The sequence below is a fragment of the Pseudomonas sp. 32_A genome (assembly GCF_017490905.1).
In the GTDB taxonomy this organism is placed as follows: Bacteria; Pseudomonadota; Gammaproteobacteria; order Pseudomonadales; family Pseudomonadaceae; genus Aquipseudomonas; species Aquipseudomonas inefficax.
In genome coordinates this window covers 61,938-72,514 of sequence record NZ_JAFGYI010000023.1, presented here as the reverse complement: position 1 = coordinate 72,514, position 10,577 = coordinate 61,938, and the positions used below count along the sequence as shown (strand labels likewise).

Genomic DNA, 10,577 nt, shown 5'->3' with positions numbered 1-10,577 from the left:
CGGAAATGTCAGCCTTGGACAGCCCCACGGGCATACCCGGCGAGCAGGAATAGGCCTGCGGAATCAACAAGTTGAATTTTTTGAAATTTTTTTTGCTTTGGGGGTTTACAGCCTCCAGGACCGTCCGTATAGTGCGCACCACAACGACGGACAACCCCGAAGTTGTAGTAGAGATGAGCGACGCTGTAAAGCATCAGGTAATCTCGAATGTGTGCCCAGGTGGCGGAATTGGTAGACGCGCTGGTTTCAGGTATCAGTGGCTTAACGGCCGTGGAAGTTCGAGTCTTCTCCTGGGCACCAAATATTTTCAAGTAACAGATGACCAAGGATCTGTTACTACTGTGTGAAAGCGAACGATAGTCGCCTTCTCCAGATGATGCAAAGCTTTGCCCAGGTGGCGGAATTGGTAGACGCGCTGGTTTCAGGTATCAGTGACTTAACGGTCGTGGAAGTTCGAGTCTTCTCCTGGGCACCATACAAAAACCCACTAGCTTGCTAGTGGGTTTTTTCTTGCCTGCGATTTTTGTATCCCTCCCCTCTTTCGGTCACAGGTACAGACCTGTGCCCCCCCCTGTGGGAGCGGCTTTAGCCGCGAAGAGGCCAGCACAGCCAACCCACCTTCAGGCTCTTGCACCATGGTCTGACCATGAATTTCTCGTCACCCGGCCACTTGAGAAACGATTTCGTTTACCATTGTTTCCAAATATGTAGCCGTAAGCGAGGAAGTACCCGCATGACGATCCGCCCGCAACCGCTGATGCGTACCTTGGCCTCCGCCGCGCTGAGCCTGGTCATCGGCGCTCCGGCCGCCATGGCAGACGCACCAGTCACCCTGACCATGTACAACGGTCAGCACAAGGAAATCGGCGAAGCCATCGCCCAGGCCTACGAGGCCAAGACCGGCGTCCACATCAATATCCGCAAGGGCAGCAGCAACCAGCTGGCCAGCCAGATCATCGAGGAAGGCGAACGCTCGCCGGCCGACATCATCTATACCGAAGAGTCCCCTCCCCTGAACAACCTGGGCGAACTGGGCCTGCTGGCGAAGATCGACGACGCCACCGCGAACATGATGCCCAAGGAGTACGTTGGCGCCAACGGCACCTGGATGGGCATTACCGCCCGTACGCGCATCGTCGTGTTCAACCCGAAGAAAGTCGACGAGAAAGACTTGCCGACCACAGTGATGGACTTCGCCAACCCCGAGTGGGAAGGCCGCGTCGGCTATGTGCCCACCAGCGGCGCTTTTCAGGAACAGGCCGTGGCCATCCTGAAGATGCACGGCCGTGAAGCCACCGAAGAATGGCTGACCGGCCTGAAGGCATTCGGCAAGACCTACACCAACAACATGGTCGCCCTCAAAGCCGTGGAAAAAGGCGAAGTGGCTGCGGTACTGGTGAACAACTATTACTGGTATGCGCTCGAGCGCGAGCGCGGCAAGCTGGACACCAAGCTCTACTACCTGGCCGATGGCGATGCCGGCAACCTGGTCACCATTTCCGGCGCAGCCGTGGTCAAGGCCAGCAAGCACCCGAAAGAAGCCCAGGCCCTGCTCAACTGGATGGCCAGCGAAGAAGGCCAGCGCGTGATCACCCAGACCACCGCCGAGTACCCACTGCACAAAGGCATGGTCTCCGACCGTGGCCTGAAGCCGTTTGAAGACCTGCGCCCGCCGAAGATCTCTCCAGCCGACCTGGGCAATGCCGAGGAAGCGATCGAGCTTGAGCGCGAGGTCGGCCTGCTCTGATGACTGCCGCCCTGACCGAACCAGTGCCGGTACGCTTCGTACCACGCCGCAAGCGCCCCTCCGTCTGGGTGGTGCTGCCTGTGCTGTTCCTGGTAGCGATGAGTTTGCTGCCTTTGCTGTACGTTGCCATGAAAGCCTGGGAGGCCGGCTGGCGCGAAGCCTTGCACCTGCTGTGGCGGCCGTTTGTCTGGGGACTGATGCGCAACACCCTGATGCTGATGGTCGGGGTGACGCTGACCTGCATGGTAGTCGGCCTGGCCCTGGCCTGGCTGCTGGAGCGCAGTAATCTGGCCGGCCGCCGATTGTGGGGCGTGGTGCTATGCCTGCCGTTTGCCGTACCGTCTTTCGTCAGCAGCTTCACCTGGGTGTCACTGAGCTCGGACTTCGAAGGGCTGGGCGGAGCGATCATGGTCATGGCCCTGTCCAAGTACCCGCTGGTGTTCCTGCCGGTGGCCGCAACCCTGCGCAACCTCGATACCTCGCTGGAGGAGTCGGCACGTACGCTGGGTTGCAGCCGCTGGGGCGTATTCGTCAAGGTCACCCTGCCGCTGCTGTGGCCATCGATGCTGGGCGGCGCGCTGCTGATCGCCCTGCACATGCTGGTGGAGTTCGGCGCCTTGTCGATCCTCGGCCTGCAAACCTTCACCACGGCGATCTACCAACAGTTCGAACTGGAGTTCAGCAACGCCAATGCGGCCATGCTGTCCGCCGTATTGTTGGCGATGTGCCTGGTGATGCTGTGGCTTGAACTGCGGGTACGTGGCAAGGCCCGCCATGTGCGCATCGGCCAGGGTGTGGCGCGTCGTGCGCAACCGGTGCGGTTGCGTGGCTGGTCAGTGCCGGCGCAATTGTTCTGCGTGGGCCTGGCGGTATTGGGCAGCGGTATTCCGCTGGCCATGCTCGGCTACTGGCTGAGCGTGGGTTCGTCGGCGGCATTCCCTGTGGCAGCCATTTCCAAGGCGCTGTTCACCTCGTTGTCGGTGTCGCTGGGTGGTGCCGGTTTCTGCGTGCTACTGGCCCTGCCGATCAGCTTCCTGGTGGTGCGCTACAAGGGCCGCCTGGCAATCTGGGCCGAGCGCCTGCCGTACCTTCTGCACGCCCTGCCCGGCCTGGTGATTGCCCTGACCCTGGTGTTCTTCGCCCTGCATTACGTGCCGGCGCTGTACCAGACCACGGCACTGTTGCTGCTGGCCTATGCGCTGCTGTTCCTGCCACTGGCGCAATCGCCGGTGCGCACCGCGCTGAACAAGGCTTCGCCGACGCTGGAAGAAGCCGCGCGAACCTTGGGCGCAAACAGCTTTGCAGCTTTCTGCCGGGTAACCCTACCGATCATTTTCCCGGCCATGGCGGCAGCCTTTGCCCTGGTGTTCCTGGATGCCATGAAGGAGCTGACGGCGACCTTGCTGCTCAGCCCCACCGGCATGACTACCCTGGCCACCGAGGTATGGGCGCACACGGCCAACGTCGAGTTTGCAGCGGCGGCGCCATATGCGGCTCTGCTGATAGTGGTGTCGGGGTTGCCGGTTTATCTGCTGACTACGCGGATGTATCTGAACAAGGCCTGATCGGCGCCGCTCCCCAGGTTTGCGCGGTACCTGTGGGAGCGGGTTCACCCGCGAACACCGGCGAAGCCGGTGCCATCCAACGCGCTGTCTTCTTCGCGGGTAAACCCGCTCCCACAGGGGTAGCGATGTTCCCGAGAATGTCTATGCCCTGAACTGCCCCAGGCTGGCACGCAGTTGCGCGGCCAGGTCATCCAGCACCTTGCTGCTGGCAGTGGTCTGCATCACCACTTCAGCCGAGCGTTCGGCCTGGGCATGGATGGTTTCCACCCGCCCACGTACCGCCTGCGCCCCACTCGCCTGCTGCTCGGCGGCGCGAGTAGCGAGGCCGATGGCCGCATGCACCTGCTCCACCGCTGCCTGCACAGACTGCTGGCGGCGCTCGTTGTCACGCAGCACCAACAGCCCTTCGCTGGCCTTGAGCCCGGCTTGGCTGATGGTGGCCACAGCTTCCTTGGCGCCTTTCTGCAGTGCGGCAATATGCGCCTGGATATCCCCGGTGGAGCTTTGCGTCTTGCTCGCCAGGGCCCGCACCTCATCCGCCACCACGGCAAAGCCACGCCCGGTTTCCCCAGCCCGGGCCGCTTCGATGGCGGCGTTCAACGCCAGCAGGTTGGTCTGCTCGGCAATACCGTGAATTACCGTCAGCACCACCTCGATCTGTTCGCTCTGCTTGGCCAGGCGCTCGATCACCTGGGAACCGGCATCCACCTGCCCGGCCAGGTTCTCGATCAACCCGGCGAGCTGGGTCGAGGTACGGCTGTTCTCGTCAGTCGCCTGGCGGATATCCACCACCTGCTGTAGGGCTGCCTGCATCGCGTGGCTTTCAGCCTGGGCCTCGTCGGCCATGCTCGACAGGTCGCGCAGGCTGGCAGCCACTTCATCGCGTTGCAGTGCAGCGGCAGCATCGGCGCCGGCATTGCGCTGGGCCATGGCACCAATCTCAACACCAGTGCGTTGTGCCACCTCGCCCGCCTCGCGCACGATGGGTTGCAGCTTGTCGACGAAGCGGTTCACCGCCGACGCCATGTCGCCAATCTCGTCGCGACTGTCCAGCGGCACGCGCTTGGTCAGATCGCCCTCGCCCGCCGCCAGGTCATTCAAGGCGGCAATCAGCAGGCGCAGCTTGCTCAACACCCGACGGCCCAACACCACAGCCACCACCAGCAGCACGCCGAGGCCGACCAGCACCAGGCCCAGGCCGATGCGCCAGCGCAGCTCGGCGGCAGCATCACGCACGGTCTGTGCGGTATTGGCCTGCATCGCAGCAGCGCTGCCCTGCGCCTTTTCCAGGCGCTCGCGCAGGGTCTTGCCACTGTCAGCTGCCGCACCGACCAGGCTGTCGCCGACCAATTGTTCACCACTGGCGATCAGGGCGGCGAAGCGCTGGTCAAGGGCCTTGAGTTCCTGATCGATGCCGGCAGTGGAAACACCCATCACCACCTTGCCGATTTCTGCCCCATTGGGGTTGATCGAGGCCTCCACGAAGTACACCGCCGGGTCGCGCCGGGCCGCGTCGATCACTTTGTCGAGCGCACGCTCGCCCTGCCCCTTGTCCATCAACGCCTGGTTGATCGGGTTTTGCCGATTCAGATAGCGGGTCAGGTGCTGGCCCTGGGCGTCGTCGTAGACCACAAACAGTACGTTGGGGTTGCGCTGGGCACGCCGGGCGAAGTCAGAGAGCACCGGCACGTCGTTGTCCCAGATCGCCCGCGGGGCGACCGAAGCCAGCAGCTCGGCCATATCGTTGGCGGAGTCCTTGAGGTTCTTTTCCAGCGTGCTGCGCAGTTGCTGCTGCTCATTCTGCAGGCGCGCGGACAAGCCGGCACTCAGCCGCTGGCGGGTGCTGCTGGACAAACTGTCAAGGCCCGAACGTACATCCTGCCCGGCCTTCTCCAGTTCGCCGGCAAGTTGACGGCTGTCATTGCCCAGACGCTCGCCCAGGTCGGCCTCCAGGGCGGTGACCGTGCTGCGAGTCAGCGCAACAGCAACCAGTACCTGCACCAAAAGCGCGATACCCAGGGCAACAAACACAGGCCGCAAAAGGCGGCTTCGTAACAGTGAAAGGATGGCAGACACGGTGTAACCCTCGTGTTTTCTGGCGCCACTACTTTGATGGCATCGTCAGAAACTTCTTACAGCAAGGGTTGTGCCGGGGGCAGCAGGGAAATACGCCAAGGTCTAGCAATGAGGTTGCCCGCACGGGCCTCCTCGCGGGTGAACCCGCTCCCACATGGACCGCGCAGGTCCCCAGGACTGTGCAGTACCTGTGGGAGCGGGTTTACCCGCGAAAGAGCCAGGACAGCCATACCCCACAAATGAAAACGCCGCAGCCCCTTTCAGGGCCACGGCGTCAGATCAGCCTGGAAGGCAGATCAGGCGAACGGATGACGCAGCACGATGGTCTCGTTGCGGTCCGGCCCGGTGGAGATGATGTCGATCGGCGCACCGATCAGCTCTTCGATGCGCTTGATATAGGCGCGAGCGTTGGCTGGCAGTTCTTCCAGGGTTTTCACGCCCAGGGTCGATTCGCTCCAGCCTGGCATCTCTTCGTACACCGGCTCCAGGCCGATGTAGCTGTCGGCATCGGAAGGCGCGTCGATAACGGCACCGTTCTCGTTCTTGTAGCCAACGCAGATGTTGATGGTTTCCAGGCCATCCAGTACGTCCAGCTTGGTCAGGCAGATGCCCGAGATGCTGTTGACGTCGATGGCGCGACGCAGAATGACGGCATCGAACCAGCCACAACGGCGTGCACGGCCGGTGGTGGAGCCGAACTCATGGCCACGCTTGGCCAGGGTAGCGCCAGTCTCGTCAAACAGTTCGGTCGGGAACGGACCGGAACCCACGCGAGTGGTGTAGGCCTTGGTGATACCCAGGATGTAGTCCAGGTACATCGGGCCAACGCCGGAACCGGTGGAGATACCGCCAGCGGTGGTGTTGGAGCTGGTGACGTACGGGTAGGTACCGTGGTCGATGTCCAGCAGCGAGCCCTGGGCGCCTTCGAACATGATGTCCTTGCCGGCGCGGCGCAGGTTGTGCAGCTCGGCGGTGACGTCGAGCATCATCGGCTTGAGCTGTTCGGCATAGGCCATGCACTCGTCCAGAGTCTGCTGGAAGTCGATGGCCGGCTCTTTGTAGTAGTTCACCAGCTGGAAGTTGTGGTAATCCAGCAGCTCACCCAGCTTGGCGGCAAAACGCTCGCGGTGGAACAGGTCGCCCACGCGCAGGCCGCGGCGTGCGACCTTGTCTTCGTAGGCCGGGCCGATACCACGGCCGGTGGTGCCGATCTTGGCTTCGCCACGGGCTTTTTCGCGGGCCTGGTCCAGGGCAACGTGGTACGACAGGATCAGCGGCGCAGCCGGGCTGATGCGCAGGCGCTCGCGCACCGGTACGCCCTTCTCTTCCAGCTTGGTGATTTCACGCATCAGGGCATCCGGGGCAACGACCACACCGTTGCCGATCAGGCACTGTACGCCTTCACGCAGGATGCCGGACGGAATCAGGTGCAGAACGGTCTTTTCACCGTTGATCACCAGGGTGTGACCCGCGTTGTGGCCACCCTGGTAGCGCACTACGGCGGCAGCATGTTCGGTCAGCAGATCGACGATCTTGCCTTTGCCCTCATCACCCCACTGGGTGCCCAGGACGACGACATTCTTACCCATTACATTGGTCCTCATTCACGCAAACTTGGTTGCCGGCCTGTTGCCGACGCAGAAACTCACTGGGCCAGCGGCAGAACCTGCCAGCGCCCGTCTTGCTGAATCAATTGCCGATCACAATCCGCCTCGAGAGCAGCACTCAACGGCTGGCCAGGCAGAGCCTGGACCACACGCTGGCCCTCGTTGCGCAACTGGCAGACTTGCTGCCAGAGGGCCGCGTCGCCACTGTCCGGCATCCAGATGCCGCCAGCTGGCAATACGACCTCCGCTCGCCCCAGTGTGACCAGGGTCTTCAAATCCGTGGAGAAACCGGTGGCCGGGCGTGCCCGGCCAAAGTCGGCGCCGATGTCGTCATAGCGCCCGCCCTGGGCGATCGATTGACCTTCACCCGGGACGAACACGGCGAACACCACGCCGGTGTGGTAGTTGTAACCGCGCAGCTCGCCGAGGTCGAAGTACAGCGGCAGGTCCGGGAAGCGCGACGCCAGGCGATCGGCGATCGCCAGCAGGTCGTCCAGCGCCGCCAGCACGCTGGCCGGGGCACGGCCCAGGCGCACGCGGGCTTCGGCCAGCACTTCGCGGCCACCACACAGTTCGACCAGCGCGCGCAGCATGTTGCCCAGGTCCTTCGGCAGGTCGGCGGTCAGCACCTGCACTTCATCAACGGCCTTGCGCTGCAGGGCGTCGAACAGCTGCTGCTCGACCGCGCCGGACAGGCCGGCAGCACGGGCCAGGCCGCGGTAGATACCGACATGGCCCAGGTCCATGTGCACATCCGGCACATCGGTCAGTTGCAGCGTGGCGAGCATCAGGCTGATGACTTCGACATCGCTGGTGGGGCTGGCGTCGCCGTACAGCTCGGCACCCAGCTGGATCGGGCTGCGCGAGGTGGACAGGGCACGCGGCTGGGCATGCAGCACGCTGCCGGCATAGCACAGGCGGCTCGGGCCTTCACGGCGCAGGGTGTGGGCGTCGATGCGCGCTACCTGCGGGGTGAAGTCGGCGCGGAAGCCCATCAGGCGGCCGGACTGCGGGTCCACTACCTTGAAGGTGCGCTGATCCAGGTCCTGGCCGGCGCCGGTGAGCAGCGACTCCAGGTACTCGATATGCGGGGTGACGACCAGTTCGTAGCCCCAACTCTGGAACAGGTCCAACACCTGGCGGCGCGCGATCTCGATGCGCGCGGCCTCAGGTGGCAGTACTTCCTCGATGCCATCTGGCAGCAGCCAGCGGTCTACCGTTGCCATTACGCCATTTCCCCTCTGGTCCGGGCGGCTTGCCAGCAGGCGAGCCGTCAGTAAAGCCGGTATCGCGCACAGCAGCGGGCAGCACTGATCCCAGCGCAGCCACCGTACCCGACACCCTCGAATGCCTTGCGACCTGACCAAACCGTCAACTGGCGGTTTGCCAATCAACCTTGCAGACGCAAAAAAGCCGGGAAATTTCCCGGCTGCCTCATCATACACCCCTTTTCATTCAGGATGCACCCCGCCTGGCGTTTTAGCTGCCAGGCGGGGCGCCGCCGCATGAAAATCAGGGCCTGAGCATCACGGCTTGCTCTTGTCCAGGAAGCGGAAGAACTCGTTCTTCGGGTCCAGGACCAGCACGTCGCTCTTGCTCGAGAAGCTCTCGCGGTACGCCTGCAGGCTACGATGGAACGCATAGAAATCAGCGTCCTGGCTGTAGGCCTTGGCGTAGATGGCGGCCGCCTGGGCGTCACCGTCACCGCGGGTTTCTTCTGCTTCACGGTAGGCTTCGGCCAGCAGCACACGCCGCTGACGGTCGGCATCGGCACGGATACCTTCAGCCAGCTCGTTACCCTTGGCGCGGTGCTCGCGGGCTTCACGCTCACGCTCGGTGCTCATGCGGTCGAACACGCTGCGGTTGACTTCCTTCGGCAGGTCGATGGCCTTGACGCGCACGTCGACCACCTCGATGCCCAGCTCCTTGGAGGCCATGCGGTTCAGCGAAGCAGTGATGTCAGCCATCAGCGCGTCACGTTCACCGGAAACCACTTCGTGCAGGGTACGTTTACCGAACTGGTCGCGCAGGCCGCTTTCCAGACGACGCGACAGACGCTCGTCGGCGATCTGCTTCATGCCGGATGTGGCGGTATAGAAGCGTTCGGCATCCTTGACGCGCCACTTGGCGTAGGCGTCGACCATCACCGCTTTCTTCTCCAGGGTCAGGAACCGCTGGGTCGGGGCGTCGAGAGTCATCAGGCGGGCGTCGAACTTGCGCACCTGGTTCACGTAAGGAATCTTCACGTGCATGCCAGGCTGGACATCCGCCTGGACCACCTTACCGAAGCGCAGCAGTACTGCACGCTCGGTCTGGGACACGATGTAGAAGCTGTTCCAGGCCACGAGGGCCAGGACCACGGCGGCGATCAGGGCGATCAGCGATCTGTTGCTCATCAGCGGCTCTCCCTAGTACGCAGCGGCTGCTGTTGCTGTTGCAGGTCCTGCGCCGCACGGGCGGCCGCATCGTTGACCGATGGCGACACGCTGGTGGTCGGCGCGGACGGGTTGCGGCTGCCTTCGACCATCTTGTCCAGCGGCAGGTAGAGCAGGTTGTTCTGCCCGTCCTTGGTCGCCACCATGACCTTGCTCGAATTGCTGTAGACCTCTTGCATGGTCTCCAGGTACAGGCGCTGACGGGTTACGTCAGGTGCCTTGCGGTACTCGGCAACCAGCTTGGTGAAGCGGTCGGCCTCACCCTTGGCGCGGGCGATGACTTCGTCGCGGTAACCGTTGGCGTCCTCGATGATGCGCTGCGCCTGACCACGGGCTTCGGGCACCACGCCATTGGCGTAGGACTCGGCCTGGTTGCGGGCACGCTGCTCGTCTTCGCGGGCGCGGATCACGTCGTCGAAGGCTTCCTGCACTTCACGCGGGGCTGCCGCGCTCTGTACGTTGACCTGGGTAACGGTGATACCGGTACGGTAGGTGTCGAGGAAGCGCTGCAGGCGTTCGCGGATATCCACGGCCATCTGCTCACGGCCTTCGGTCAGCACCTGGTCCATCGAAGTGGAACCCACCACGTGGCGCAGGGCACTGTCGGTCGCGTGCTGCAGGCTGACCTCAGGCTGGTCGACGTTGAGCACGAAGTCCTGCAGGTTGCTGATCTTGTACTGGACGGTCAGCGGTACCTCGACGATGTTCTCGTCTTCGGTCAGCATCTGGCCCTGTTTGGTATAGGCACGCTCGCGCGTGACGTTCTCCATGTACTTGCGATCGATCGGCGGGAAGTAGATGTTCAGGCCGGGACCGACCGTCTCGTAGTACTTGCCGAAGCGCAGCACCACGGCCTGCTCCTGCTCGTCGACCACGTACACGGCGCTGTACAGCCAGATTGCAGCCAGTACCGCCAGGCCGATGCCCAGCAGACCCAGGCCACCGCCCTTGCCGACATTGCGGTCACCGCCGCCACGTTTCTTGCCACTGCCGAACATGCCGTTCAGGCTGTCCTGCAATTTGCGGAAGGCCTCGTCCAGGTCCGGTGGACCTTTCTTGTCACCACCGCCGCCACCGCCATTTCGGCGACCGCCCCAGGGGTCCTGATTGTTCGAGTTGCCACCCGGCTCGTTCCAAGCCATAGCGC

At 63.2% G+C, this 10,577-nt stretch carries 7 protein-coding genes and 2 tRNA genes; 4 read left to right on the top strand and 5 right to left on the bottom strand.

Features of this window, described 5'->3' with window-relative positions; genetic code table 11:
• Window positions 1–213: 213 nt before the first annotated feature.
• The 4 genes from J5M58_RS15655 to J5M58_RS15640 all read left to right on the top strand — a co-directional run bounded on the left by J5M58_RS15655 (window position 214) and on the right by J5M58_RS15640 (window position 3,312).
• A tRNA-Leu gene (locus J5M58_RS15655) sits at window positions 214–300 on the top strand.
• 88 nt (window positions 301–388) lie between these two features.
• Window positions 389–475: transfer RNA gene (locus J5M58_RS15650), tRNA-Leu, on the top strand.
• 258 nt (window positions 476–733) lie between these two features.
• Window positions 734–1,747: an extracellular solute-binding protein gene (locus J5M58_RS15645; RefSeq protein ID WP_112253676.1), complete on the top strand. Its 1,014-nt coding sequence runs from the start codon at window positions 734–736 to the stop codon at window positions 1,745–1,747.
• Complete coding sequence (locus J5M58_RS15640) at window positions 1,747–3,312, top strand: iron ABC transporter permease (RefSeq protein WP_207878681.1); 1,566 nt, start codon at window positions 1,747–1,749, stop codon at window positions 3,310–3,312. The genes J5M58_RS15645 and J5M58_RS15640 overlap by 1 nt, the downstream gene beginning before the upstream one ends.
• Before the next feature lie 141 nt (window positions 3,313–3,453).
• Here the strand turns inward: J5M58_RS15640 and J5M58_RS15635 are convergent, their stop codons facing one another.
• The 5 genes from J5M58_RS15635 to hflK all read right to left on the bottom strand — a co-directional run bounded on the left by J5M58_RS15635 (window position 3,454) and on the right by hflK (window position 10,572).
• Window positions 3,454–5,388, bottom strand: a complete 1,935-nt coding sequence (locus J5M58_RS15635) for a methyl-accepting chemotaxis protein (RefSeq protein WP_112253678.1) — start codon at window positions 5,386–5,388, stop codon at window positions 3,454–3,456.
• 296 nt (window positions 5,389–5,684) lie between these two features.
• Entirely contained in the window at window positions 5,685–6,977 is a 1,293-nt protein-coding gene (locus tag J5M58_RS15630; protein ID WP_013974430.1) for an adenylosuccinate synthase, read from the bottom strand.
• A 56-nt stretch (window positions 6,978–7,033) separates the two neighbouring features.
• On the bottom strand, window positions 7,034–8,221 hold the full coding sequence (locus tag J5M58_RS15625) for an ATP phosphoribosyltransferase regulatory subunit (RefSeq protein ID WP_112253679.1): 1,188 nt from the start codon (window positions 8,219–8,221) through the stop codon (window positions 7,034–7,036).
• Window positions 8,222–8,521: 300 nt separating this feature from the next.
• Window positions 8,522–9,391: a protease modulator HflC gene (gene hflC / locus J5M58_RS15620; protein ID WP_112253680.1), complete on the bottom strand. Its 870-nt coding sequence runs from the start codon at window positions 9,389–9,391 to the stop codon at window positions 8,522–8,524.
• Entirely contained in the window at window positions 9,391–10,572 is a 1,182-nt protein-coding gene (hflK, locus tag J5M58_RS15615) for an FtsH protease activity modulator HflK (protein WP_112253681.1), read from the bottom strand. Before hflK ends, hflC begins: the two co-directional genes overlap by 1 nt.
• Between the last annotated feature and the right edge of the window lie 5 nt (window positions 10,573–10,577).

Coding starts and splice junctions, on each gene's coding strand:
- J5M58_RS15645 (WP_112253676.1), top strand. CDS start 734: ATGACGATCCGCCCGCAACCGCTGATGCGTACCTTGGCCTCCGCCGCG.
- J5M58_RS15640 (WP_207878681.1), top strand. CDS start 1,747: ATGACTGCCGCCCTGACCGAACCAGTGCCGGTACGCTTCGTACCACGC.
- J5M58_RS15630 (WP_013974430.1), bottom strand. CDS start 6,977: ATGGGTAAGAATGTCGTCGTCCTGGGCACCCAGTGGGGTGATGAGGGC.
- J5M58_RS15625 (WP_112253679.1), bottom strand. CDS start 8,221: ATGGCAACGGTAGACCGCTGGCTGCTGCCAGATGGCATCGAGGAAGTA.
- hflC (WP_112253680.1), bottom strand. CDS start 9,391: ATGAGCAACAGATCGCTGATCGCCCTGATCGCCGCCGTGGTCCTGGCC.
- hflK (WP_112253681.1), bottom strand. CDS start 10,572: ATGGCTTGGAACGAGCCGGGTGGCAACTCGAACAATCAGGACCCCTGG.